Here is a 26,215-nt window from a genome sequence, read left to right as displayed (position 1 = left end):
TGGGAGGAATTGTTTTGGCAACATTATGGACAGGTGGTAAGATTTACACGATGGCTCAGGTTGGTGAAACAGTGGATGCAGTCCTTGTTGAAGATGGAAAAATTGTGGCGACAGGCTCAGTGGAGAGCTTGTCGCCACTAGCTGCTTCTATCCAACATTTAGAGGGCAATATCATGTATCCAGGCTTTGTCGACAGCCATTTACATATTATTGGCTACGGAGAAAAACTCAAGCATCTTGATGTATCGGCGATTACTAGTAAAGAGGCGCTACTTGAGAAGCTTCAGGAGCGAATGGTTGAGGCGGCAGCACATGAATGGGTCATTGCGATTGGACTAAATGAAAACCAATTTGAGGAGCCCATTTTCCCGACCTTAGCGGAGCTAGATGCCCTTGGAGATGCTCATTTAATCATTAAACGGAGCTGTCATCATTTGATTCTAGCCAATTCCAAGGCACTCGCTTTTGCAGGAATTACAAATGCCACCCCTTCGCCAGAGGGGGGTGTCATTGACAAAGTAGATGGTCAGCTCACAGGGATCCTAAAGGATGCTGCCTTGTATTTAATTGTTAATCAGATGCCGCATATTACACCTGCGTATATTGAGGATGCACTGACAAAGGCGGTGACCTCATTGCAATCCTATGGTTTAGTAGGGGGACATTCAGAGGATTTAAGCTATTATGGACCGCCAAGCCAGCCGATTCAGGCTTATCGCAAAATAGTAGAGGCACAGCAATCCTTTAAGGTGCATGTATTACAGCATCATACAGTCTTTGAAGAGGTTGCGAAGATGGATTTAGCTTCCTCACCATTTTTGGCGTTTGGTGCGATGAAAATTTTTATTGATGGAGCCTTTGGAGGTCGCACAGCTGCACTACGCCAGCCTTACTGCGATGATTCGGACAATACAGGGATGCTTATTCATACAACTGAGCAATTAACAAGCTATGTTCAGCTGGCACGTCAATATGGACAAACCGTTGCCGTGCATGCCATTGGCGATTTAGCAATCGACACGATTTTAGACGTTTTTGCGACATATCCTCCTCAGGAAGGTCAGCTTGATCGCGTAATTCACTGTAGCTTAGTCGATGAGGAACTATTAGCCAAGCTAGCTGCATTACCAGTGGCAGTGGATATGCAGCCGCAGTTTGTACAGGGAGAATACCAAGCAGAGCTATCGAGACTTGGAGAGGAGCGCGCACAGGGCTTACATCCTTTAAAATCGCTTCTTGACAGAGGGCTGATTGTCGCAGGCGGCAGTGATGCGCCAATTGAAGTGCCAAACCCGTTGCATGGTATTTATGCGGCTGTCACTAGAAGAAATTTTGAGGAAACACATGATGGCTATAACCCTCATGAGAAAATTTCCCGATTTGAGGCAGTCCGTTTGTATACAGTAGGAGCGGCTGAAATAATTGGACAGCAATTTATGCGTGGCAAAATTGCAGAAGGCTTTGCAGCAGACTTTACGATTTTACAAGAGGACGTTTTTACGGTAGAGATGGAGCAGCTTCCACACATTCAAGTCGCATGCACGGTTGTGAATGGTCAGATAGTATATGAAAATCGCTGAGAAGGTTATCCTTCACAGCGATTTTTTTATGGGACTATTGTTTGTCAGTTAATTTTTTTACTTGTTGTTCTAAGGTCGACACACGTTTTGTTAAGTCCTCTACTTGCTGTTGCATGGTTGGTGGAGGAGGCACGGGGGGAGTGGTTTTCATTTTTTTAATCATCTGAATCATTACAAAAAAGATAACTAAGAATATACATAAAAGAATGGTTGTACTAATGATATCGCCAAGGGTGAAATTCATGTTTGCGCTCCTTTCTCTAAAGGGTATCTAGTTATATACAGGGTGGCCTGCTAAAAAGTTTCAAAAAAATGGTGAATGTCACGATTAATACAAAAATTGACGCCTACTTTGGTATAGAGGAGTGCTATTTTATTGGCTTCGAGGAATGGGTCATAGCAGTCAAAACATACGTTAGTAGTGAGCGATTTTAACAGCATGATAGGGGTGAGTATGTGCACAAGGCAGGACAAGTAATGCGACAGGCTGTCCATAATATTTATGTTTATCGATTCGATTATGTACAGGTTTTCGCATTAATTAGAATCTTTCAGTTTTTATTAATGATCCCTGTAACCTCTATCGTTTTGAAGCTCATGCTACGAGTAACAGGGTTTACACATATTACTGAGCAAAATTGGCAAAGCTTTATGACGCATCCCTTTGTGATGATAATGATTTGTCTATTAATTTTGCTGTTTTTATTATTTGTATATTATGAGATGGGCTTTCTATTTCTCATGGCCTTTCATCAGCAACGAGGACTTCGCTACCGATTTCTTCCTTTATGGCAACAATTAAATCGCAAGGTTGTCTATTTTTTTAGTGTGCAAGTTCTATTTCTCATCGTCTATTTAGCACTATTAATGCCACTAGCTTCCTTTATGCTACCCCTTACATTGACTCAATCCATCTCCCTACCACATTTTCTAACTGAAGAAATCATGAGTAGTCGAGCGGGTAGGCTAGCATATGCTGCGGTGGCAAGCATCATCGTGATGATAGGTATTCGAAGCATCTTAACGTTACCCATCTTTACAATCCAGCCGAACATCTCTATTTTGCGTTCTTTTAAGCAAAGCTGGCGATTTTCCAAGCGTGGTTTATTTGAACTAGTCGTGCTACTAGCTATGCTTTTAACAGGTCATCTGTTGATGATGCTTGGTATCACAGTGGTCGCTACGTTTCCGCTCTATCTAATTGAACGTTTAATGCCAAGTGCAGCCTTGGTTACGGCTGGGCTGACACTAGCCTTTTTAGAAATGGTCTTTGTGGTGCTATTTAGTTTATTACAGGCGATGTTTTCACAAGTTATGGTCGCCATCACGTATAATACGCTAGTTATAGGCAAATTGAGCGGGACTACACATCGGAAGCGGCGCTATAAGCCATTACTATTGATCAGTGGCATTGTGTTTCTCGTATTAAGTATGATGAATATCAATTCATTAGAGAAAAGTGTCTATGCGCCAGATACCAAAATTATTGCCCACCGCGGCTATGTAGCAGGCAATGTAGAAAATACAATTAGTGGATTGGTGAGTGCAGCCAATGCGGGGGCAGATTTAATTGAAATCGACATTCAACAAACGGTGGATGGGGAATTCGTCGTCTTCCATGATCGAACATTACGAAGGTTAGCAGGTAAAAATGGTGTTATTGCGAATATGACCCTGAGCGAACTAAAAACGTTAACCATTCATCAAAATGGCTTTAGCGATAAAATTGCTTCATTAGATGATTGTATTGAAATTGCCAAAGCGTTAGATGTGGCGCTTCTAATCGAATTAAAGGTGCATGGTCAAGAAACAGAAGATGTTTTACCTAAATTAGTAGAGAAGCTACGAAAATACAAGGTGCTAGATTCCTATTATGTGCAATCCGCTGATGGACAGAAAATGACGCAATTAAAAAAATTGGTGCCGAATTTGCGAGTCGGTATTGTCTATGCACTCAATATTGGACCGATGGAGGAAAATGTTGATTTTATCGCATTGGAGGAATCCTGGGTAACGGAGCAGCTTATCGAAGAATTGAAGCAACATCCGACCGATTTATTTGTTTGGACACTCAATGACGACCGCTCCCTGCAAACCTTTATCGAAAAAAATGTCAGCGGCGTCATCACTGACCACCCCGACGTCGCCCGTGAGCTAAGAACCCAGCAAAGCGAAAACCAGTATTTCTTACAGCGCATCCTGAATCGTCTGAGATTTATCTTTTGATCAGGGGAGAATAAAATTGCGAAGAAGCGAATATCCAAAAGCAAAGCACCGCCATCTAGTAAATCGAATATTCAAGAGAAGTCGCTCGCAAATCGCTATAGCTCAAAATGAGGAAGCAAAGCTCTAGCCATAAAAATGGAGACAGTTTGTAACCTTTTTCGTGTGAACACGACTACTTTATTGAATTCGGGAAAATGAAGGAGATGCTTTTTGTATGAAAATGACGAAATTCGTACCATTTGCTATGTCAGCATTATTATTAGGGGGCGCGATTGGAGCTCCAACTGCATCAGCGAACGAAGGAGAGGCTACTGTGATTAACGCAGAAACTTCGGAGCAACAAGTGCAGCCTATTTTTATTAAAGTGACAGGTACAGTTGAAAACGTAGAAGTACGTGAAAATGCCACATACTATACAATGGTTGATGGCGACAATACAAATATTGTGATTACGAATAAAGACTCATTGGTTTTTGACAATATGGGAAAAGAAGTCAAGCTTCAAAAAGGAGATAAAGTCTCAGCTTACTCTTATGCCAAGAAACCAATGCTTGCGATTTATCCACCACAATACAACCCGGAAGTAATCATTGTAGAAACGGAAGAAATGGGCACTGTAGAAGTGGATTTCTTCAATAACGAATTAGTCGATACAGAAAACTATGTAAAATTAACAATTGGTCCAGATACAAAGCTTCAAAGCGCATCTGGCAAAGCAGTAAAAGCTGAAGATTTAGCAGAGCAGCATTTAGTAGCATTCTACACAGTGGCAACAATGAGTATTCCAGCACATACTTCCCCTTCAAAGGTCGTTGTATTAGATCAAATAGAACAGGATGAGCCTGCGGAAGAAAACACCCTCCCAGCTGCTGTACAAGACATGATCGACAATGATTTTTATGATGTGAATGGCACAAAAATGGTACCGCTACGATTAATTGCAGAAGAGCTTGGCTTTACAGTGAAAGCAACAGCAACAGGCGCGATTATCTCTAAAGGTGCACTATCGTATACGATTACACGTGGGCAAAAGGAATATGGCTACAATAAAGCAATTCGCCACTTCAATGTAGCACCAGCTTTATTAGAGCCCTCAAAAACATATGTATCTGTTGAATTTATTGAGGAATTAGTAAAATAAACAAGTCAAACCCCTTTATGGCAAAAACATAAAGGGGTTTTATAATGGAAAGATTTAAAAAAAGTTTTGGACAATAAACAAAAGAAGAGAACTTATTTTTGTTATATTCAAAAGATTTTAAAAAATCTGATAATTAATTGACTTTCCCTGCACTTAAAAATATGATGTTCATTAACCGGTGAACAAATAAATGCTTTAAAGCACGAAATTTACAACATAGAAGAGGTGAAAATATTTGAAATCTATAGGGAAAAGAAATTTATTTTTCGCTGCTAGCTTTATTGTCCTAGTTTTACTTGCTAGTTTTCCAGGGCTGTTTGATTTTAGTAATAAAATTGAGCCACGTATTTTTAGCTTACCATTCTCATATTTTTGGCAATTCTTTATAAATATTTTGATCTTCCTATTATTAATAACATGGTATCTTGTAGATGCCAAATATGGTGATTTAGACATTGATATTGAACCTTTAACAAAAGTGCAATTGCAGGAATTAGAGGTGAGAAAATAATGTTATCGATTATTTTTATTGTTATTTTCTTTGTCATTGTGTTTGCGATTAATGCTAAAAATTTCGGTGTTAAATCTTTTGAGGAGTACGCAACAGCACGAGGCAGTTTTGGGGTGTTAGCAATTTCATTAGCTGTATTTTCTACTTGGTATGTAGGCGCAACCTTTACTGCATTTGCAGGATACTCGGTTGGCTATGGTTTTATTGGCTTGTATGTACTGACTTATGCAACATTAACAATGCTTTCTATGTACTTAGTTGCTGAAAAAACATATATCTGGGGGAAAAAATATCATATTGGCACTCAAGCAGAACTGATGGATTTGCGCTATAAAAGCAGTATGGTACGTTTAGTTGTTGGGATTGCGGGCATTGTCTTTACAGCACCTTGGCTATTGATGGAATGGATTACACAGGGCGTTATTTTTAACTACGCCACAAATGGTTTAATCAGTCCTGTAGTTGGTATGTTGATTGGCATTGTGGTCGTGCTTGCCTATGTGTCTTTAGGAGGTATGAAATCAGTAATAACAGCGAATATTTTCCAAGGTGCATTTATGTTTTTTGTTGGCACTGGTGTTATGCTCTATATGATTTTTAAATTTTCCGGTGGTATTGCGGCAGGGATGGATTCATTAGTGACGAATCATCCTGAAACATTAACTTTTCCGGGACCAGGCTGGGAATTGCCTACCGCATTTTGGACGTCCATTATTGTGACAAGTGGATTGGGCGGCTTCATGTGGCCGTGGGTTTACAATAAACTATTTGCCTCAGATAGTATTCGTTCCATTAAGCAGTCTGCATTGATCGCACCGATTATTGGTGCAATATTCTATGTTGTATTCCAACTATTGGGGAATATCTTATATATGAATGATACAGCTAGAAATAAACCTGAGGAGGCCTATATGTGGGCTGCTGGAGAAGTTGGGCCGGTTGTACTTGCACTTATGTCGACTATTATTATGGCAACAAGCATTGCAACGGTAAGTGGTATTATTCAAGCAATGTCCACATCCATTTCTCGTGATGTAGCGACGGTGATTAAAAAGGATATTTCTGAGAAAACAGCCATGAAAATAGCGAGAATTTCAGTATTTATTATTGGCGCAATATGTGCTGTCCTTGCAACGGTTGACGTTGGCGCATTAATTAATATTGCCTTGCTATCCTATCAAGGGATTATTATGATCTTCCCAGTTGTGATCTTAGGGCTTTATTGGAAGCGTGCAAACAAAGAAGGCGCGCTTGCAGGTATGATTATTGGCACAATTGTTTCCATGACATTAACGGTGACGGAGCCTGCATTTATTACAAATTTAGGCTGGTCTGCAGGTGTTTATGGGCTTATTACTACAACGGTTATTATGCTTATTGCTGGTTATGCAAAGCCTGTCGAGGCACATGTGGAAGACCTGTGGAACGATATTGAAACAGCCAGAAGCAATAAAAAATCTGCACCACTCAATGCTGTCGACCCTGCATTGGCAAGTACGAACCTAAAAAACAAGTAAACTAGGAGGAATAATATGAAAAAAGTTTTATCTTCTGAAAAAATAAAGCAAGAGCTAGTGGCAACGATTGATGAAATGCGTGAGGACATTATTCGTTTAGCAAGTGATATGGTGAAAATTCCAAGCGTTAACCCAAATTATGATGGTGTTGTGAAAGAGGAAGTCATTGGTGGTGAAAAGAACGTCCAAGAATTTCTGAAGCCTATTTTTGAGGAAATTTGTGATGAAGTGGATATGTGGGAAGTAGAGGCACAAAGACCAAACCTAGTTGGCGTGATAAAAGGGGCCGGAAATGGCAAGTCGTTGATTTTCAATGGCCATATTGATGTAGTGCCACCAGGCCCAAACACTGACTGGAAATTTGAAGACCCATTCTCAGGGAAAGTAGAGGATGGCAAATTATATGGACGTGGAGCCTGTGATATGAAGGGCGGGATAGCGGCCCAAATCATGGCTGCTAAAGCATTAAAGAAATTAGGCATTCAATTAAAAGGTGATTTATTGCTAGAAACGGTTGTTGGCGAGGAAACAATGGACCATGAATTGGGTGTCACGGCGACAGTAGAAAGAGGCTATAAGGCAGATGCGGCGATTGTATCTGAACCGTCTGGACCTCCGCAAAGTTTAGCTGTAGTACCTGTAAGTCCAGGCGTTATTCGTATGCATATTACTGTGAAAGGAAAAACGACACATGCTTCTGTAAGAAGAGAGTTTATTCGTGCAGGCGGCAAGCATGGTGAGGTGGGCATTAATGCGGTAGAAAAAGGAATGTATATTGTCCAGGCACTTCAGCAATTAGAGGAGGAATGGGGATTCACAAAGACACATGATCTCTTTGAGCCAGGTCATTTCTCCATTCATCCGGGCATTATTCATGGCAAATCCTATGATGTGGACTTACCGTTTGTTGTTTCCGATTATTGTACGATTCAATATGCTGTTTGGCATCATCCATTAGAATCCTTTGAGGAAGTAAAAGCTGAAATTTTAGCACATGTCGACAGAGCTGTCCAAAATGATTTATGGCTACGAAATCATCCACCAGAGATTGAATTTTTATTGCATTGGCCAGCCTTCAATGTGCCAACAGATCATCCAATTGTGCAAGCAACAAGCCGTGCGCATGAGGAAGCAACGGGAGAGGAAGCGGTTATTCATGGCTTTGCGGCAGTGGCAGATGCAGCGTTTTTAAATGCGAAAGGAATTCCTTCTATTATATATGGTCCTGGTAGCATTTTAGTAGCACATGCAGCGAATGAGTATGTACTAGTCGAAGATTTAATCAAAGCAGCAAAAACCTATGCCTTAACAGCCTTAGAGTGGTGTGGCATGGAAGAAATGTAGTGGAAAGGATGCTTATATGGGAAAATTAACAGGAAAAGTAGCGTTTATAACAGGTGGCGCACGTGGGATGGGTAAGGAATATGCATTAAAATTTGCAGAAGAGGGCGCGGCAATTGTCATCACAGATATTGCTAAAAATTTGCAAAGTGTTGCCTATAATATGGCTGATGAATCGGAGCTAACGAAAACAGTGAATGACATAAAAAGCAGAGGTGTTGATGCTTTAGGATTTATCGCAGATGTGCGTCATTCACAGGAGCTGAAAGAGGCTGTGCAACAAACAATTGAACATTTTGGCAAAATAGATATTCTTGTGACCAATGCTGGTATCCTTTCCTATAACAAGCTATGGGAAATGCCAGAGGATCAGTGGGATGATATGCTCGATATTTGCTTAAAGGGCACGTGGTTAACATGCAAGCATGTTCTTCCGTATATGATTGAACGTCAAGCAGGGAAAATTTTATGTGTGTCCTCTGTCAATGGCTTACGAGGCGGGCAAAATGTAGGGCATTATGTAGCGGCTAAGCATGGTGTATTAGGGCTTGTAAAATCAATGGCAATGGAGGTCGGTCCATACAATATCCATGTCAATGCGATTTGCCCAACGGCTGTCGATACAACAATGGCAAACAATCAAGCCACCTATGACCGCTTAGCAAATAAAAAAGGGGCAACAAGAAAGGAGGCAACACCTGCATTTGGCAACCATCATGTGTTTCCAAATCAAGATTTTATTGCACCAAAAGATGTGATTAACGCAGCATTGTTTTTAGTATCAGATGATTCCAATAATATATCAGGCTCACATATTGCGGTGGACGCAGGTTATTTAACAATGTAAGGGAGAGAAGTATATGGCAGGAAGATTACAGGATAAAGTGGTCGTTATTACAGGTGCAGCACAAGGAATTGGCTTTGCGACAGCGCAAAAATGTGGGCAGGAGGGCGCAAAAATCGTTCTGTCAGATGCGAATGCAGAGAAATTGCAGGAGGCAGCTCTTCAATTACAGCAAAATGGCTATGATGTTCATGCAGTTGTTTGCAATATTACCGATGAAGAGCATATTGCCAATCTGTATCAGGAAGCTGTAGCAGCATATGGTTATGTAACGACGGTTGTTAATAATGCAGGGATTTTTGTCAATAATACGGCTGAAACATTTGATGCCACTACGTATGAAAAAATTTCCGCTATTAATATTAAAGGCGTTATGCTAAGCACAAAGCACGCCATTCCATATTTAAAGAGGCAAGCAGGTAGCTCCATCGTCAATTTGGCATCCATTTCGGGTATGATCGGTACGAAAAACCATAATTTATATATTATGACAAAGCATGCGGTGGTAGGAATTACACGCAGTACGGCTGTAGAGCTTGGGCAGCATGGTATACGAGTTAACGCTGTTTGCCCGGGGTTAACGGATACAAATATGGCTGACCAGCTTATTGAGGGCGATGGCGGTGGGCAGGCTATTCGACAAGCCTATGAAAATGCCTATTTATTAGGACGGTTAGGCAAGCCAGAGGAGGTTGCTAATACAATTGCCTTTTTAGCTTCTGATGAAGCGTCCTTTATTACAGGTGCATTAATACCGGTGGATGGTGGCTATACAGCGACTTAAGTTTAAGGGTGGCTCAAATATACCTTTGAGTCACCCTTGTTTATTATTGATAGGCAGGGAGTTGAATTTCCTCAAGCAAGAAGCCAATATAAAATAAAATTTGATCTTGCAGTTTTTCGGGATTGAGCTTGGAGATTTCTTTAATTAAACTTAGGCGATAGCGAACTGTATTTTTATGAACAAAGAGCTGTTCCGCAGTTTTATTAAAATCCGCATTATTAAATAAAAAGACTTTTAGTGTATGATAAAGCTCCGCTGCTTTTTTCTGATCAAACTCCTTTAATGGCAGTAAATATTCTTGCTGAAGAAAGGAAGCTTCTTTTATTGGATGGTTCGAGAACAAAATGCGCTCAAAGTTTAAATGTTCAAAATGAATAACCTTCGCCAATAAATTTTTCTTTGTTTTGGCAAAGTGCAATGAAATTAATGCCTCATTATAGCTTTTCACAATGGACGGTAATGCATATACTCGTCCAACCCCGCCAAAATAGGCGGCTTGGAGTTGATATTTCGCTAATAAAAAATCAATTTTCTTACAAATAAAATCAGCCGTTATTTCTGATGTGGTATCGAGCAGCAGCACTAAATAATCATTAGAATCAAAGCAAATTTTCGTTAAAGTATACTTTTCTAATAAAAAGATTAGCTGAGAGGTTACGATAAAGGCATCCTGCTTCTGATTATCAGGAAATGTTAATTGAATTAATAGTAATTGATAGGGATGGTCTGCTAAATTCCAATTAACCTCTTTTGAAACGCGCACAATCTCCTCTATACTATTAAATTTGCCGCGAAACACGTCTAAAAGAAAGCTACTTCTATTTTGCTGCGATAAAGAAAGAATACTTTTGATTTTCTGTAGTTCCGTTAATAGAATAGCGGTCGCTTGTGAAATTGCCACATTGTGCCAAGAAGCACCAAGCATTTGGCATTCCCAAATAATAATACAGCCCTCCAAATGGCGATTTTCATAAATCGGCTTTACATAGACAGGGATTGGTAGTTCTTGAAAACTTTCTTTTGTTAAATTTTGCGTTTTCATTGTTTGAACAATGTTTGACAAGACGTTCTCAAATACAGGTGGTACTACAAAAGAGCTGTAAGATTTATCAATGGCATGCAAATAAATGGTTGTTTTTTTAGCAAGCAATTTTTCCATTAATGATGGTAATTGCTGAATATCGGATTTTGCTAATAAAAAAGTTTGGAAAGCTTCATAAATATTTTTTATTTTTTCCAATTCAAGCTTTTGCTCATAATTAACATAGTTGACAATGGGAATCATTAGATCCGCCCAAGGAATATTGCTATCCAGCTCAATGATCACTAGCTTGTAGTGCCCTGCAAAGCTTTGGATATCTGAAGAAATAGACGGAATATTTGAACCGATTTTAATGCCTAAGCCACTGACTCCTTTTTCAGCGAGGGAGCGAATTAGCTGTTTGAATGCTTCATCCGTGAAAGATGGAAAACCAGTTGTAAGAATAAAATTTCCGCGTTCTACCGAAGCAAAGCCCTCTAGTGTATTGACGATTGTTGCTCCGTTTACTTCCGTATCTAATAAATTTTTTCCCGATATTATTTTGGCATATTGGAATTCCTGTAAAAGCAATATATCTTTTATCCGCAAAGTCATCACCTCATTTATTTTAATGAACGGTGATGATGTATGCTCTATCATTAGCAGAAGGATTTGCAATGCTTTTGTTATAAAAGGTGAGATTATTAGTATAATACACGAATTTTTTGTAATTTTCACTTATTAATTCAAACGATTTGCGCTAACTGTGAATTATTGTGGATTTATGTTGTGTTTTGAAGGAATAAATCGGCTATTTCACCTTCATGGAATTACTAAAACCTCCTAATTTTAAATAAAAATCAGAAAAATAATCATCAGAGTATTGACAATTATGTGACTATTCTTTAAAATTCAAAACAAATCCACATAAATACAGAAATTAAATGTTTGATTTGTGGATTTTGTTGGATTTAACTTTGTGTTTGGAGTGATGGTGTATGTCTCTTTCATTTGAAGAACGTAAAAAAGTAATTTTAGATATTTTAGATTTAGAAGGAAAAGTGAAAGTAAGTGATGCTGAGCAATTATTAAACGTATCAGGTGAGACTATACGGAGAGATATGGATCGTTTGGAGAAGGAAGGGCTCTTGCACAAAGTCTATGGCGGTGCTGTCAAGACGAAGCAAAAGTATGAACGTACATTTGAACAAAAAACGTCACTCAATAACTTAGAGAAACGATTAATATGTAAGGCTGCCGCAAATATTGTGGAGGACGGTGATGTGATTTTTATTGGTCACGGCACAACGGCCTATGAAATTGTACGTTTCTTAAGTGATAAACCAAATGTCATTGTTGTGACAAATTCTCTCCCTGTTTTATCGCTAGCAACAGAATGCTTTCAAGGAAAGATCCTTTTTGCAGGAGGTGAGTATGAACATCGACAAAAGTTTATGGGTGGCCCATTAGCCGATTTATTTTTCAATCAACTAAAGGCAAATAAAGCCTTTGTTGCTGCTGGTGGGATTTCCTTAACTGATGGCATTACCGATTATGATATTACAGGTGCTGCTATTTCAAAGAAATTAATTGAGCGTGCTGAAACAACTATAATTTTAGCAGATCATACAAAATTTGGGGTTTCTACATTTGCGCATATTTGCCATTTAGAGGATGTTTCGATGATTATTACAGATCAAAAAAGCTCTATACAATGGCAGGAACGCTTAGCTCAGAAAAAAGTTGAGTTATTAATAGCAAGTGAAATGTTGGAGGATATCCATGTATAGGAAGGTGGAAAATATGGACTATTTTGCGAGTAAACAAGAAACCTTACAAAAATCAATCGACTGGTGGAACCCAGGAAAAACGAAGCAATGGCAAGTGGATGGCGTAGATGTGGTGATCGGCAAACGCGAAGGCTATTACTTCTATGATGTGGATGGCAAAAAATTAATGAATGCCCATCTCAATGGCGGTACGTATAACCTTGGACATCGTAATCCAGAAGTCATTGCAGCATTAGTAGAAGGAACCAATTATTTTGATATTGGCAATCACCATTTTCCATCAACAGCGCGCGCCCAATTAGCTGAAGCATTAGCGCAGTGCACACCAGAAGGCTTAAAGTATACAATTTTTTCTAGTGGCGGTAGTGAAGCGATTGATGTGGCGTTGAAATGTGCACGCTATGCGACGAAGCGTAAAAAAACCATCTCGATCAAAAATGGCTACCACGGGCATTCAGGTTTAGCTGTATCTCTTGGCAATGAACGCTATTCCAAGCCATTTTTAAGTGAAGGCGATCCAAATGAATTTGTGCATGTACCATTTAATGATCTCGATGCAATGGAACGTGAGCTTGCCAAGGGCGATGTTGCGAGCGTAATTATTGAAACGATTCCAGCGACATACGGTTTTCCGTTACCACACGCCAATTATTTAACAAGCGTCAAGACATTATGCGAGCGTTACGGCGCACTTTATATTGCGGATGAGGTACAGACAGGTTTAATGAGGACAGGTAAGCTTTGGGGTATTGAGCATTATGGTGTTAAGCCAGATATTTTAGTAACCGCAAAGGGGCTAAGTGGTGGTATTTATCCAATTGCTGCAACAGTAGTGAATGAGCGTGCAGGTGGTTGGATGCAAGAGGATGGACTAGCACATATCTCTACCTTTGGCGGAGCAGAGCTTGGCTGTGTTGTGGCGATGAAGGTGCTGGAAATTTCACAACGACCTGAAGTCATTAAAAATGTTGACTATGTAGCACGCTATTTACGAACAGGTTTAGAGCAAATTCAGCAAAGATATCCAGATTTCTTTGTCGGTATTCGCCAGCTTGGGGTTGTCATGGGCTTAGAATTTAATCATCCTGATGGTGCGAAACATGTGATGAGCTCTTTGTACAAACATGGCGTATGGGCAATCTATTCCATGCTTGATACACGCGTTTTACAATTTAAACCAGGATTATTATGTGATAAAGCGTATTGTGATGAATTGCTAGAAAAATGTGAGGCAGGTATTAAAGAGGCAGCACAGCTTGTAAAGTTTGGACGCTATTAATATAGAAAGAAAGCTTATCATTTCGCAAACAAGGAGGTTTTCTATATGAGTCAAATGGATTTCTTAGATTTAGAAACTGTACTTTCTACTTTTCATCAAGCAGCAAATGATGCGTTAAAGGAGTTTAGTTGTTTAGTAGAAGCATCTTGTAAAATGATTGATTATTCCGAAAACGCTACGTATCTCGTAGAGGACGCACAAGGTAAAAAGTATATTTTGAGAATTAGTCGTCCGAATTATCATAAGAAAGAAGAGATAGAGGCGGAGATTGCTTGGTTAAATTCGCTACATGAGCAATCTCCTATTGATGTATCATTACCGATGCGAGCAGATGACGGTGACTACGTACATGCTCATCAGTATAATGACACAATTTATTATAGCACATTATTTACATTTTTGGAGGGTAATGCTCCAGATGAAAATAATGAAGAAAATTTAATTCACCAATTTGAAACATTAGGAAAAATTACAGCGCTGTTCCACAAGCATACAATTGAGCAACATGATCACTACGAAGATTTTCAGCGTATGATATGGGATTATGACACGATTTTAGGGAAATCACCAAAATGGGCAAGATGGCAGGATGGACTTGGTATGACACCAGCTCGTATCGCTTTATATGAGGAAGCATCTCAAGTTATTCAGAAGAAGCTAGAGGCATTTGGCAAAAGTAAAACACGATTTGGGCTGATTCATGCGGATTTACGCTTAGCCAATTTACTTATTTATGGTGATGAAATTAAAGTGATTGACTTTGATGATTGTGGTTTCGGCTGGTATTTATATGATTTAGCAACATCTGTAAGTTTTATTGAGCATATGCCGTATTTGGAGGATTTAATTGCGTCATGGATCAAGGGCTACAGTCAAGTGCGGACATTATCTGATGAAGAAATTGAGATGATTCCAACCTTTATTTTAATGAGAAGATTACAGCTGATCTCTTGGGTAGGTAGTCGTGATAATGAAACGACACGCTTACTGGGCGAAAACTATACCATTCAAAGTGATACCTTAGTGAAAAATTATTTAGCGAAAAATAAAATTTTATAGCATCCAAATAATTGTAAAGGTGGCGAACTAAATGACTTCAAAAAAGAATGAAATCATTGTTTTAAAGAAAGCCCTTACACCTATTCACTTATGGACAATTGGTGTTGGAATCGTTATTTCAGGAAATTATTTTGGATGGAACTTTGGCTTAAGTCAATCGGGCTATTTAGGCATGCTGATTGCTACAATATTTATGGCGATTATGTACTTAACGATGACACTAGGAATCTCGGAATTATCGACAATGCTGCCATATGCAGGAGGACCATACTCCTTTGCTAGACGTGCTATGGGTAGATATATGGGATTCATTACAGGAATAGGAGTTGTGCTTCAGTATGTGATTGCTGCACCTATTATTGCAATTGGAATTGGAGGCTATATAAGTTTCTTATTCCCAGCAGTGCCAACAGTTGTAGCCGCAGCGTTTATGTATGCACTCTTTATGGGAGTACACATTTTAGGCATCAAGGAATATGCAACGATTGAAATGGTTCTTGTATTTATCGCATTGGGTTTATTAGTGCTGATGTATTTTGTTGGGCTGCCACAGATTCAAGTGGAGAATTTGTTCCCCGCAAGCGGTGAGCTAGTACCGGGTGGCTTTAAAGGAATTTGGTCTGCGCTACCATATGCAATGTGGCTATTTTTAGCGATAGAAATGCTGCCAATGCTGTCAGAGGAAACGAGAGATGTACAAAAGGATATGCCTAAGGGGTTAATTTCTGGCATGGTGACACTCTTAATTTTATCTGTGCTCACAACAACAGTAGCGATTGGACTTGCAGGCATTGATACGATGACAGTAGCAGAAGACCCCCTACCAGCAGCGATTGCGGCAGCCTTTGGCAATACGTATTGGCTAGCACAGGTTTTAGCCTCCGTTGGATTAGTTGGTTTAATCGCAAGTTTCTCAGGTGTAATTTTAGCTTATTCACGTCAGGTTTATGCGCTATCACGTGCAGGGTACTTACCAAGCATTTTATCGAAAATGCATAAAACACGTCAAACGCCTTATATGGCAATTATTTTACCAGGCTTTATTGGCTTAGTGCTTGTTATATTGTTCAATCCAGATGATTTAATTTTAATTTCTACATTTGGTGCATTAGTATCGTATATTACGATGAATTTATCTGTGTTGATTTTACGTAAAAAGGAGCCGAATTTATCGCGAACTTTTCGGACGCCATTGTATCCATTGACACCGATTGTTTCTTTAACACTAGCTGTCATTGCGATTTTTGCAAGCTTCTTTGCCAATTTAACGTTTTTCATTGTCTGTCTTGCGGTTTTTGCCGTTGCAAGTATTTACTACTGGCTATGGGCAAGACATCAAATTAATGAGGATGCGCCAGAGGAACGCTTTGCAAAAGAGGCAGTTCAGGAAGAGAGTCAAATTACACAAACGTCTATTGGATCTATAACAGAATAAAGCGTAGAGGATGTGTGCTTTATGCAAAAAGTAGAGTGGGTGATCTTTGATAAAGATGGAACCATTATTGACTTGGATTCTATTTGGATTCCATGGGCTAAAAATTTTTACCTAAATTTAACTGAAAATTCTGATTTTGAGGTTGCGTTTTCATTGCAATACTTTTTAACAACAATCGGTGTAACAGCGGATGGAACAACGATTGACCCGACAAGCCCGCTAGCTGTTGGGAGCATACAGGAAGCAGAAACGATTATGGCTTACTTGCTTTATCAACAAGGTATTGCCTGGAGTGAAGGCGTTATGTTAGCAAGGGCAGCATCCAGCTTAGCAACAGCCCAGCAAGAAAGTATAACAGTACAGGAATTACCGGGCATTCGACAGCTTCTTATTCGCTTAAAAGAGCACGGTATTCGATTAGGGGTTGTGACAGCAGATTCAACAGCACGAGCAGAGTTGCATGTAAAGCAGCTTGGGCTATGGCCTTTATTTGAATTTGTGCTTGGCAGTGACCAAGTACCATCGAGCAAGCCATTTCCAGATTTAGCGCATTTGGCACGAGAACGCTATCAAGTATTGCTCGAACAGACAGTAATGATTGGTGATTCCAATGCGGATATGTTATTTGCCAAAAATGCAGGCATGCTCTATTCAATTGGCATTATTCCAAAAAACGTCTACCCAAAAGATTATTTACCAGATGCCATGAAAATTATTGAAGTGTATGATGAATCGCTTATAACCTTGCTGATAGCGAAGGAGGATCAACATGGATAATGAACTTATTGCGAAGATTACAGCGTTAGTGATGGAGAAAGTGGCACAAATGCCAAAGGAACAAATCCAAGGTTTAACACAGGCTGAATTACAAGAATGGCAGTCCTTTCGTTTAATGACAGCGAGTGGCAGCTCTCAGCAAGCGCCATCTATCATAGGAAACTATCAGCCATTGTCAACACAGGAGCTGCAGCATTGGGAAGACTTGCATCGCCAGCAAGCATTCACCCAATCAACAACAACTTCATCGTCTGATTTCATCGCATTTAAAAAATTTATATGATAGGCGGTGTAAGCAATGATAAAAGATCAGGATTTACTCTCTATTCAAGAGGTGCGTGATGCTGTTGTAGAGGCAGCGGAAGCTCAAAAAGTGTACGCTAGCTATTCCCAGCAGCAAGTGGATGCTATTGTTCAGGCGATTGCAGAGGAAGCCTACCGACAAGCAGAACATTTAGCTGTATTGGCAGTAACGGAAACAAAAATGGGTGTGATTGAGCATAAAAAAATTAAAAATGAACTCGCTTCAAAAGGTGTTTATGCATCCATCTGTCATGAAAAAACAGTAGGGGTGGTTCATGAGGATCCTACTGCAAAGCAAATAGAAATTGCCTATCCATACGGCGTAATTGCTGCCGTCTCACCAGTGACAAATCCAACTGCCACTGCTATCTATAAAACGCTAATTGCGTTGAAGGCGCAAAATGCGATTGTTTTTAGCCCGCACCCAACGGCTGTGAACTGTACGATTGAAGCATTGAAAATTTGTCACGAGGCGGCTGTCCGAGCAGGTGCACCTGCTGGTTTAATTCGCTGGGTCGCACATCCAACGATAAAGGGCACAGAGGCATTAATGCAGCATAAGAATATTCAATTGATTTTAGCGACTGGCGGTTCAGGGCTTGTTAAGGCAGCCTATAGCTCTGGCAAGCCTGCCTATGGTGTGGGGCCGGGGAATGTTCCTGTTTATATCGATCATACAGCTAATGTTGCCCGCGCTGTACAGCAAATTATTGATAGCAAATCATTTGATAATAGTACAATTTGTGCAACAGAGCAGGCAATTGTTGTGCATCAGGACGTGAAGGCACAGGTGATGACTGCCTTAGCTCAAAATGGTGCAACGATTGTGACGGGAGAGGACAGGCTAAAATTAGCGCAGGTGATTTCCCCAGTGCCACGTACATTAAATACGCAAATTGTTGGGAAACCGGCAATAAGCATTGCGGAGATGGCACAGATTCAAGTGCCACCAAGTACAAGGGTACTTGTGGCTGAGGAGCAGTATATTGGCAAAGAGTATCCCTTTTCCATAGAGAAGTTATCGCCCATTTTAGGCTTATATACAGCACATTCTCAGGAGGAGGCCATTCGACTATGTCAGCAATTGTTGGATGTAGGTGGACGCGGCCATAGTGCGGCGATCCATGCGGAAAACGATCAATTTGTTAAAGAGTTTTCCATTCAGATGCCTGTGTCACGGATTTTGGTGAATACCATGGCTTCTGTCGGGGCAGCGGGCGGCACAACGAGCTTAACGCCATCCTATACATTAGGCTGTGGTGCATATGGCGGCAATATTACAAGTGATAATATTACGGCTCGTCATTTAATCAATAAAAAACGTGTTGCCTATGGTATCAAGGAGCTAGCAGTGCCAAAGCCACAGCATCCGCAAAATATTCAACAGACAGCAGTAGCAGTAAATACAGGTGAAGATGTAACGATTGATCCTGCGATGATTCGCAAAATAGTAGAAGATATTGTTTCGAAATTAACAGTTTAGAGGAGGAGTTCACAATGAGCGTAGAAATTAATGGTGCATTAGGAATGATTGAAACAAGAGGGTTAATCGGTTCGATTGAGGCAGCAGATGCCATGGTAAAAGCAGCAAACGTCAATATTGTTGGCAAAGTCCATGTTGGTGGCGGAATTGTAACAGTGTTAGTAACAGGTGATGTAGGCGCAGTCAAGGCGGCAACGGATGCAGGCTCAGAGGCTGCTCGTCGCGTAGGTGAATTATTGTCCGTGCATGTGATTCCTCGACCACATTCGGAGTTACTTGCTATTTTACCAAAATAAGTGGAGGGGGTTGTCTTGATGCAGCATAATTCAATAGCGATCGCTGACAAAATCCCTATTGCTGTTTCAGCAAGACATTGTCATCTTAGCGAGGAAGATTTCCATTATTTATTTGGCACACAAGCTGTATTGACAAAATGGAAGGACCTGTCGCAGCCGGATCAATTTGCCGCAGAGCAGGTGATTACCATTCAGGGCCCCAGAGCTTGTATTGACAAGGTGCGTATATTAGGTCCTTTTCGCGAGCAAACACAGGTGGAAGTCAGCCAAACAGATGCAGTGAAATTAGGTGTCATGCCACCTATTCGTATGTCTGGTAATGTACAGGATTCCGCACCCATTACATTAATTGGTCCACAGGGAACGATTCAGAAACAACAGGGGCTTATTATTGCGCAAGCCCATATTCATATGTCAGAAACAGATGCACAGGCTCTTTGTGTGAAGGATCAGGAGATTGTTAAAGTCGAAATTATCAATGATGTACGGCAGCTACAAATCATGAATGTTGTTGTACGTGTATCCCCAGATTTTGTCTTAGAAATGCATGTTGATACAGATGAGGCGAACGCAGCTTCTATTGTCTCTAATCAATACGGTAAGCTCATCAAAATGGAGTGAAGTGAATGAATGTTCAACAATTACAACAGCTCATTCAAGAAATTGTGACAACGTTTGTCCAACCTAAAAAAAGATTATTGATTGTTCATCCCCATACAACAATCTCTCTTAAGCAAATGGAAACTTTAAGCAGCTATTGTACAGTGGAAGAATGGCAGGAAGGCACAGATGCCACGAACATCCCCCAAATGTTCTACGATGCCATTGTTTTTCTGGAAGTTGACCAAGTATTTATTATTGCGAGTGCACAAGGTTTGCCTAATTCCCCAGCAACCTTGTTCTTAGCAGACCTACTGCTGAGGGGCGAGCCAGCCGTGCTAGTCCCTCAGCAAAAAATGGCGGAGGTGATGACCGCCAAACAACCAAATGCCTATAGTAGTATGCTACAAAAGCATATGGAAAGCTTAAAAACGTTTGGCTGTGACTTGCAATTATTTTCACAGCTTATCCCTTCTATTAAGGCGACACGGCAGGACTTGTCTTTTGCCGATCAGCAGACAGTGTATATTACTGAAGAAATGATTCGGACATTTCAGGGGCAACAGCTTGTGATTCCTGCTACTACAAGGCTAACGCCATTGGCTCTTGATGTTCTGCAGGAAAAAGGGATTACTATTCAACGAAAATAGCGAGTAAGAACATGTCAAAGTACGAGTGGAGTGTTGTTGCATGACAAAATCAATTGGTATTGTTGAAACGAGAGGGCTAGCGATTTCGATCCAAATAGCAGATGCCATGTTAAAAGCAGCAGAGATACGATTGCTTCGACAAGAAACGATTGATTTAGCGCTTGTAACAATCACGATTGAAGGTGATGTAGAGGCGATCCGAGAGGCGATTGCGATCGGTACACGTATAGCAAAAGCAGCAAATCAATGGGTTGCCTCTACCACTATTTTACGGCCTGATGATACGCTCACAGCATTAGTAGAGGAAATTGCGATAAAGCCGTAATGATTTTACCCCGTATTCATAATGCTGTTTGCACTGAAAGCTACAACCCATAAAAACAAATGTCCAAGCAGTGGCAGAGGGCGAAAATCCTACTGATTGAAGGTTTATTTTATTAATGATGAAAGGGTGGGAAATAGAAATGAAGGTAGATTTAACTGGAAAAGTTGTATTGGTCACAGGTGGCAGTAAGGGAATCGGCAAAGGCATTTCAACGGTTTTTGCCAGGCAAGGCGCACATGTCGTCATTGCGGCAAGAGGTCTTGACGCGGCTAATGAGTTAGTCACGGCATTAAAAGCTGATGGCTATTCGGCATCAGCCATCGCTGTGGATGTAGAAAACTATGAATCTGTTGATCATATGGCACGTGAAATAGCTGCTACCTATGGCGGTATTGATATTGTTTGCGCCAATGCAGGGATTTTTCCGTCCGTGAAACTAGAGGAAATGACGACAGCAGATTGGGATCATGTGCTAGATGTTAATGCAAGAGGAACTATGTTTACAGTGAAGGCTTGTCTTCCTTATTTAAAAGAAGCGGCGTATGGCAGGGTGGTCATTACTTCGTCAATTACAGGACCTGTAACAGGCTATGCAGGCTGGACGCATTATGCAGCAAGTAAGGCAGCACAATTAGGCTTTATGCGTACAGCAGCGTTGGAATTAGCCCCTTATAAAATTACAGTGAATGCGGTTATGCCGGGCAATATTGCCACAGAAGGCTTGGATGGACTTGGGGAGGATTATCTTCAAAAAATGGCGAAGGCTATTCCATTCGGCGGGCTTGGCAGTGTAGAGGATATTGCCTATGCGGCTTTATTTTTAAGCAGTAAGGAAGCAAGCTTTATTACAGGGCAATCCATTATTATTGACGGCGGACAAACATTGCCAGAAGATTCAGAGGCATTTTAACTTGCTGGATAAGGAGGAATAGAGATGAATCATTTAGGTGCATTAGGCATGATCGAAACAAAAGGGCTGGTAGGCTCGATTGAGGCAGCAGATGCCATGGTAAAGGCAGCAAATGTGCATTTGGTTGGTAAAGTACATGTGGGTGGTGGCATTGTAACCGTATTAGTACGTGGTGATGTGGGCGCTGTAAAAGCAGCAACAGATGCTGGCGCTGCAGCAGCCCAACGAGTAGGCGAATTGCTATCCGTGCATGTGATTCCACGTCCTCATACAGAATTAGAAGCCATTTTACCCGTACAATCGTGAAGGTGAGGTGGCTTTATGAATCCACAAATAATCGAGCAACTCGTCAATGAGGCACTTGCCGAAGTGCTAACGACCAATCAGCCAACACCACCTTCCACAAATGCTATTCCAATTGCTGTTTCGGCAAGGCATATTCATTTAAAGCAGGAGCATGTGGAGCATCTTTTTGGCAAGGGCGCTGCATTAACCGTTCAAAAAATGCTCTCCCAGCCTGGACAGTTTGCAGCACAGGAAACGCTTATTATTGTGGGCCCTAAAGGTAGCATTACTAATGTACGCGTCTTAGGACCTGCACGAGCATTAACACAGGTAGAAATTAGCCATACAGATGCCATTGCGTTAGGCATTCAGCCGCCAATAAGAGAATCAGGCAATATTGCAGGCTCTGCTAGTTGTACATTAGTAGGACCAAAAGGTAGCTTATTTTTGCAGGAGGGCGTGATTATTGCACAGGCTCATATTCATATGTCACCACAGGATGCCCAGCATTTAGCTGTACGGGACGGGGAATATGTGGCGATTCAAGTGCCAGGTGTCCGTCCAGTAACCTTTCATCAAGTCAAAATCCGTGTAGCCGAGCAGTATCAATTAGAAATGCATATTGATACAGATGAAGCCAATGCAGGTTTAATAAAGCAAGGGACAGTCGGCTCTATTTTTCCAGCTTCTCAACAGGCTACTTCAATCGATAGCCCGCCAACGACGACTGTAGAGCTTACGCAAAAAATTATTACTGAGCAGGATATTGCACAGTATCAAGAGACAACAATAATTGTCCCCCAAGCGGCTATTTTTACCGCGCTTGCAAGGGAAACAATAGCGAATTTAGGCATTGAAATACAGTATAAAAAAGGATGATCAAGCATGCGTATAGGAACCGTTGTTGGAAATATATGGGCTACTCGCAAAGAGGAGGGTTTACAGGGCTTAAAATTGCTCATTATTCAGCCTAAAAAAACAAATGGTCAGCTCGCTGATGAGCAAATTGTTGCGGCAGACCGTATTGGTGCAGGGGTTGGCGATGATGTGATTCTAACGATGGGCAGTGCAGCCGTTCGCAGTTTTTCTAAGGAAGTGATTTGTCCAATTGATGCCATTGTGGTTGGTATTATTGATGGATCAGATGAATAGTGGGGTGAAAAAATGAAAGAAGCCATTGGTATGATTGAAACACTTGGCATGATTGGCTCCATTGAAGCGGCAGATGCTATGTTAAAAGCGTCTGATGTCCAGTTAGTGAGTCATGAGTTTGTAGATGGAGGCATTGTCACAATTATCGTTGCTGGTGATGTAGGGGCTGTGCAAGCAGCTGTTGAGGCAGGAAAAGCAGCCGCAGACCGTATTGGCAAGGTGCTTAGCGCACATGTAATTCCGCGTGCAGCAGATGATATACACAACACCATTCTTGAGAAAAAGCATGCTGGTAAGCCAGTAACAAAAGCTTCCAAACCAGCCGTGCGTAAAACACAAGGGAAGGATGCTACGGATAGCGCTACAGATCAATGATAAAGTGGAAGGAGTGATAGACAATGGGCTTTAAGCGTCCTAAAATTGCGATTATTGGTGCTGGGCATACTGGCACAACCGTAGCGCTGATGGCTGCGCAGCAAGAGCTAGGCGATATTGTGCTTGTAGATATACCAGAGCTTGAAAATCCAACAAAAGGAAAAGCATTGGATTTATTACAAACGGCTCCTATTCAACAATTTAATTCGCATATTACGGGCACGGCAAACTACGCTGAAATCGCCAATGCTGATATTGTGGTGATTACAGCAGGAATAGCGCGTAAGCCAGGCATGAGTAGGGAAGATTTAATTAGTACGAATGCTGCGATTATCAGTACCGTTAGTCAACATATTAAACAGTACGCACCAAATAGCTATGTCATTGTCTTAAGTAATCCTGTCGATGCAATGACATATGTTTGCCTGCAAGCAACAGGTTTTTCAAAAAATCGTGTCATGGGACAATCAGGTATTTTGGATACCGCACGCTTTAATACCTTTATTGCTGAGGCACTCAATATATCTGTTGAAGATATTTCTAGCTTTGTATTAGGGGGACATGGTGATGAAATGGTGCCGCTTGTTCGTTATACGTATATTGGCGGCATCCCTTTAGAAAAATTAATGCCCCCTGCCCAAATCGAGCAATTGGTAGAGCGCACACGTAAAGGGGGCGGTGAAATTGTGGCACTTTTAGGGAATGGTAGTGCTTATTATGCACCTGCTGCATCCATTATTGTGATGCTAGAAGCCCTGTTAAAGGATAAAAAAAGAATTTTACCTGTTATTGCTTATTTGCAAGGCGAATACCAAGTGCATAATGTCTGTATTGGTGTACCAGTTGTACTTGGTGGCAATGGGATTGAGAGTGTAGTGGAGCTGCACTTAAATGCAGAGGAGCAGGAGGCTTTTGCCAATTCAGTTCAAGCTGTTTATCAAACAATCGAATATGTAAAATAGCATGTAGCTTTATACAAAAGATTGATCATTTAAAATAAATAAAAAGTTCATACTTCAAGCGTAGCTAAGTAGCAAGGAGTTCACATATTTATCTTAAAATATACAAGAATGTGTAGAAATGTACGTAAGCTATGGGAAAAAATAGCACACTATCATAGTCCATTAACGATAAAGCTTTTAACTTCACTGGAATTTATAGTATGCTAAACCATAAGAGAGGAGAGGGACTTATGGTTAAACAATTGATTGTCGGCGACGCAAAGCATGAACTGGCTGCTACACGTCGCATTCTGGAGCACTTGCCCGAGGAGCATATGGCATGGAGACCACACGAGAAATCGATGACGCTCGGTGGGCTTGCCACACACCTGATCAACCTGCTGAATTGGCAAATCGCGATTCTTCAGTACCCGGAGTTTGATCTTTCGACTGTGCCAATACGGCGGGAAGCTTGGGAAAAATGCGCTGATGTTCTGGATGAATTTGACACGAACGTTGACAAGTTAGAAAAGTTGCTCGCCGAATGTGACGAAAAAAAGCTCGGTGAAGAATGGACGCTACGCCATGGTGATCATATCATCCGCCGTGAGCCACGAGCGATGGCATTCCGCACCTTCGGGTTAAGCCATATGGTCCACCACCGAGCACAACTCGGGGTCTACTTGCGACTTCTCGATATGCCAGTGCCGGGCTTCTATGGTCCCTCAGCTGATGAGGAGGCCCAGTGAACTAAGTTTCTTGATCCGATAAGTGACAAGGGCATATGTCTGTTTCCTTTGTAGGGAATATGGGCAGCTATACGGAGCAATTCGGAGAAAAGTGAAAAACGGTTTCTTACCTAAACATCGCACAGAGTCGTTTTTGTCAATAATTTACAGATGTTTTGTCCAATAGTGGGTTGTGGAATAGTTGTTCCATAAAAGGGCGCAATTCAACAGAATTGTGCTTTTCTTTATGAAAAGGGCTCTATTATAAAATAATTGTTAAAGATTGTACTTTAAAGTAAGATAGCAGGTTGGATAATATTCGTATAGAATAAAAATGTCAGAAAAATAAGTCTAAGTTTGCAAATAGGGAATTTCCCCTCAATACAAATGTATGTTTTTTATTAATTGAATCAATTTCATAAATCGATTTTTTCAAGAGCTTAGACTGCTCCTGTGTCTGATTTTTGTTTTTTAAAATTTAAGCTGCGTTGTTTTGTAGCTGTAAACGTACATTCATCCGATCGACTGCTAATTTGCAGGCATTATAAATAAACGTCACAAGGTTGAAGTGCAGTTTAGCTTTTCTACCGGTTTTGTGACGGACGTTGTTTAACTGAAAAAATTGCTTTAAATAAGCATTTACTCGTTCGACAGCTGTGCGTTCCTTGTAAAGTTTCTTCCATAGCTCGGAGCCACGTGCTGGAAACGTGTATTTGCGGATATCGGTTTCACACTTGATTTTAAACACCTTTTGACAGAGCGAGTCATCACGTAATGGACAGGTTGCGCAATCTTTTGGACGTGTGAACTTAAGCGTTTGATACTTTTCATCAAAGCTGTCGTAACAGTAGCTATGTTCACG

The 26,215-nt window shown here is 40.8% G+C and carries 29 protein-coding genes; 26 read left to right on the top strand and 3 right to left on the bottom strand.

Features of this window, described 5'->3' with window-relative positions:
- Window positions 1-14: 14 nt before the first annotated feature.
- Entirely contained in the window at window positions 15-1,580 is a 1,566-nt protein-coding gene (locus ADM90_RS15480; RefSeq protein WP_053995852.1) for an amidohydrolase, read from the top strand.
- A 34-nt stretch (window positions 1,581-1,614) separates the two neighbouring features.
- Here the strand turns inward: ADM90_RS15480 and ADM90_RS15475 are convergent, their stop codons facing one another.
- Window positions 1,615-1,824: a hypothetical protein gene (locus tag ADM90_RS15475; RefSeq protein ID WP_053995851.1), complete on the bottom strand. Its 210-nt coding sequence runs from the start codon at window positions 1,822-1,824 to the stop codon at window positions 1,615-1,617.
- Between the two features lie 212 nt (window positions 1,825-2,036).
- Between ADM90_RS15475 and ADM90_RS15470 the strand changes: the two genes are divergently transcribed.
- The 7 genes from ADM90_RS15470 (at window position 2,037) to ADM90_RS15440 (ending at window position 9,944) form a co-directional block, all read left to right on the top strand.
- Window positions 2,037-3,806, top strand: a complete 1,770-nt coding sequence (locus ADM90_RS15470) for a glycerophosphoryl diester phosphodiesterase membrane domain-containing protein (protein ID WP_053995850.1) — start codon at window positions 2,037-2,039, stop codon at window positions 3,804-3,806.
- A 214-nt stretch (window positions 3,807-4,020) separates the two neighbouring features.
- Entirely contained in the window at window positions 4,021-4,947 is a 927-nt protein-coding gene (locus tag ADM90_RS15465) for a stalk domain-containing protein (RefSeq protein WP_053995849.1), read from the top strand.
- 235 nt (window positions 4,948-5,182) lie between these two features.
- A complete protein-coding gene (locus ADM90_RS15460; protein ID WP_053995848.1) occupies window positions 5,183-5,458 on the top strand; it encodes a hypothetical protein in 276 nt (91 codons plus the stop codon).
- Window positions 5,458-6,975, top strand: a complete 1,518-nt coding sequence (locus tag ADM90_RS15455; RefSeq protein WP_053995847.1) for a sodium:solute symporter family protein — start codon at window positions 5,458-5,460, stop codon at window positions 6,973-6,975. The genes ADM90_RS15460 and ADM90_RS15455 overlap by 1 nt, the downstream gene beginning before the upstream one ends.
- Before the next feature lie 15 nt (window positions 6,976-6,990).
- Complete coding sequence (locus ADM90_RS15450; RefSeq protein ID WP_053995846.1) at window positions 6,991-8,319, top strand: ArgE/DapE family deacylase; 1,329 nt, start codon at window positions 6,991-6,993, stop codon at window positions 8,317-8,319.
- A 16-nt stretch (window positions 8,320-8,335) separates the two neighbouring features.
- A complete protein-coding gene (locus ADM90_RS15445; protein ID WP_053995845.1) occupies window positions 8,336-9,163 on the top strand; it encodes a mycofactocin-coupled SDR family oxidoreductase in 828 nt (275 codons plus the stop codon).
- Window positions 9,164-9,176: 13 nt separating this feature from the next.
- Entirely contained in the window at window positions 9,177-9,944 is a 768-nt protein-coding gene (locus ADM90_RS15440; protein ID WP_053995844.1) for an SDR family NAD(P)-dependent oxidoreductase, read from the top strand.
- Window positions 9,945-9,987: 43 nt separating this feature from the next.
- On the opposite strand, the gene ADM90_RS15435 is transcribed toward ADM90_RS15440, so the two are convergent.
- Complete coding sequence (locus ADM90_RS15435; RefSeq protein ID WP_053995843.1) at window positions 9,988-11,574, bottom strand: PucR family transcriptional regulator; 1,587 nt, start codon at window positions 11,572-11,574, stop codon at window positions 9,988-9,990.
- 389 nt (window positions 11,575-11,963) lie between these two features.
- Between ADM90_RS15435 and ADM90_RS15430 the strand changes: the two genes are divergently transcribed.
- The 18 genes from ADM90_RS15430 to ADM90_RS15345 all read left to right on the top strand — a co-directional run bounded on the left by ADM90_RS15430 (window position 11,964) and on the right by ADM90_RS15345 (window position 25,374).
- On the top strand, window positions 11,964-12,755 hold the full coding sequence (locus ADM90_RS15430) for a DeoR/GlpR family DNA-binding transcription regulator (RefSeq protein ID WP_053995842.1): 792 nt from the start codon (window positions 11,964-11,966) through the stop codon (window positions 12,753-12,755).
- Complete coding sequence (locus tag ADM90_RS15425; protein ID WP_235473601.1) at window positions 12,748-14,034, top strand: class-III pyridoxal-phosphate-dependent aminotransferase; 1,287 nt, start codon at window positions 12,748-12,750, stop codon at window positions 14,032-14,034. The genes ADM90_RS15430 and ADM90_RS15425 overlap by 8 nt, the downstream gene beginning before the upstream one ends.
- 45 nt (window positions 14,035-14,079) lie before the next feature.
- Window positions 14,080-15,093: a phosphotransferase enzyme family protein gene (locus tag ADM90_RS15420; RefSeq protein WP_053995841.1), complete on the top strand. Its 1,014-nt coding sequence runs from the start codon at window positions 14,080-14,082 to the stop codon at window positions 15,091-15,093.
- Between the two features lie 31 nt (window positions 15,094-15,124).
- Window positions 15,125-16,528 (top strand): ethanolamine permease, encoded by a 1,404-nt coding sequence (gene eat / locus ADM90_RS15415; protein ID WP_053995840.1) that lies wholly within the window; start codon window positions 15,125-15,127, stop codon window positions 16,526-16,528.
- Window positions 16,529-16,549: 21 nt separating this feature from the next.
- Window positions 16,550-17,305: an HAD family hydrolase gene (locus ADM90_RS15410; RefSeq protein ID WP_053995839.1), complete on the top strand. Its 756-nt coding sequence runs from the start codon at window positions 16,550-16,552 to the stop codon at window positions 17,303-17,305.
- Window positions 17,298-17,588, top strand: a complete 291-nt coding sequence (locus tag ADM90_RS15405) for a hypothetical protein (protein WP_053995838.1) — start codon at window positions 17,298-17,300, stop codon at window positions 17,586-17,588. The genes ADM90_RS15410 and ADM90_RS15405 overlap by 8 nt, the downstream gene beginning before the upstream one ends.
- A 15-nt stretch (window positions 17,589-17,603) precedes the next feature.
- Entirely contained in the window at window positions 17,604-19,091 is a 1,488-nt protein-coding gene (locus ADM90_RS15400) for an aldehyde dehydrogenase family protein (protein ID WP_053995837.1), read from the top strand.
- A gap of 14 nt (window positions 19,092-19,105) precedes the next feature.
- A complete protein-coding gene (locus ADM90_RS15395) occupies window positions 19,106-19,387 on the top strand; it encodes a BMC domain-containing protein (RefSeq protein ID WP_053995836.1) in 282 nt (93 codons plus the stop codon).
- A gap of 18 nt (window positions 19,388-19,405) precedes the next feature.
- The gene (gene pduL / locus ADM90_RS15390; RefSeq protein ID WP_053995835.1) at window positions 19,406-20,008 is read left to right on the top strand and encodes a phosphate propanoyltransferase; all 603 of its coding nucleotides are present in this window, start codon (window positions 19,406-19,408) and stop codon (window positions 20,006-20,008) included.
- Window positions 20,009-20,013: 5 nt separating this feature from the next.
- Window positions 20,014-20,637 carry a hypothetical protein gene (locus ADM90_RS15385; RefSeq protein WP_053995834.1) on the top strand — a complete coding sequence of 208 codons (624 nt, stop codon included), beginning with the start codon at window positions 20,014-20,016 and terminating at the stop codon, window positions 20,635-20,637.
- 40 nt (window positions 20,638-20,677) lie between these two features.
- Window positions 20,678-20,962 carry a BMC domain-containing protein gene (locus ADM90_RS15380; RefSeq protein WP_053995833.1) on the top strand — a complete coding sequence of 95 codons (285 nt, stop codon included), beginning with the start codon at window positions 20,678-20,680 and terminating at the stop codon, window positions 20,960-20,962.
- 139 nt (window positions 20,963-21,101) lie between these two features.
- Window positions 21,102-21,872 carry a 3-oxoacyl-ACP reductase FabG gene (gene fabG, locus ADM90_RS15375; protein ID WP_053996697.1) on the top strand — a complete coding sequence of 257 codons (771 nt, stop codon included), beginning with the start codon at window positions 21,102-21,104 and terminating at the stop codon, window positions 21,870-21,872.
- A 24-nt stretch (window positions 21,873-21,896) separates the two neighbouring features.
- Window positions 21,897-22,178 (top strand): BMC domain-containing protein, encoded by a 282-nt coding sequence (locus ADM90_RS15370; protein ID WP_053995832.1) that lies wholly within the window; start codon window positions 21,897-21,899, stop codon window positions 22,176-22,178.
- A 15-nt stretch (window positions 22,179-22,193) separates the two neighbouring features.
- Window positions 22,194-23,036: a phosphate propanoyltransferase gene (pduL, locus tag ADM90_RS15365; RefSeq protein ID WP_053995831.1), complete on the top strand. Its 843-nt coding sequence runs from the start codon at window positions 22,194-22,196 to the stop codon at window positions 23,034-23,036.
- A gap of 6 nt (window positions 23,037-23,042) precedes the next feature.
- Window positions 23,043-23,309, top strand: a complete 267-nt coding sequence (locus ADM90_RS15360) for a EutN/CcmL family microcompartment protein (RefSeq protein ID WP_053995830.1) — start codon at window positions 23,043-23,045, stop codon at window positions 23,307-23,309.
- 12 nt (window positions 23,310-23,321) lie between these two features.
- Window positions 23,322-23,684, top strand: coding sequence for a BMC domain-containing protein (locus ADM90_RS15355; protein WP_053995829.1), 363 nt, complete (start codon window positions 23,322-23,324; stop codon window positions 23,682-23,684).
- A gap of 23 nt (window positions 23,685-23,707) precedes the next feature.
- Window positions 23,708-24,646 carry a malate dehydrogenase gene (mdh, locus tag ADM90_RS15350; protein WP_053995828.1) on the top strand — a complete coding sequence of 313 codons (939 nt, stop codon included), beginning with the start codon at window positions 23,708-23,710 and terminating at the stop codon, window positions 24,644-24,646.
- 230 nt (window positions 24,647-24,876) lie between these two features.
- Window positions 24,877-25,374, top strand: a complete 498-nt coding sequence (locus tag ADM90_RS15345) for a DinB family protein (protein ID WP_053995827.1) — start codon at window positions 24,877-24,879, stop codon at window positions 25,372-25,374.
- A gap of 457 nt (window positions 25,375-25,831) precedes the next feature.
- On the opposite strand, the gene ADM90_RS15340 is transcribed toward ADM90_RS15345, so the two are convergent.
- Window positions 25,832-26,215: transposase (locus tag ADM90_RS15340; RefSeq protein ID WP_152928015.1), on the bottom strand; the 384-nt coding region annotated here is incomplete at its 5' end.

This window comes from Lysinibacillus macroides (genome assembly GCF_001281525.1).
In the GTDB taxonomy this organism is placed as follows: domain Bacteria; phylum Bacillota; class Bacilli; order Bacillales_A; family Planococcaceae; genus Lysinibacillus; species Lysinibacillus macroides.
The sequence above is the reverse complement of the archived record's forward strand: the minus strand, read 5'-3'. Positions and strand labels throughout refer to the sequence as shown.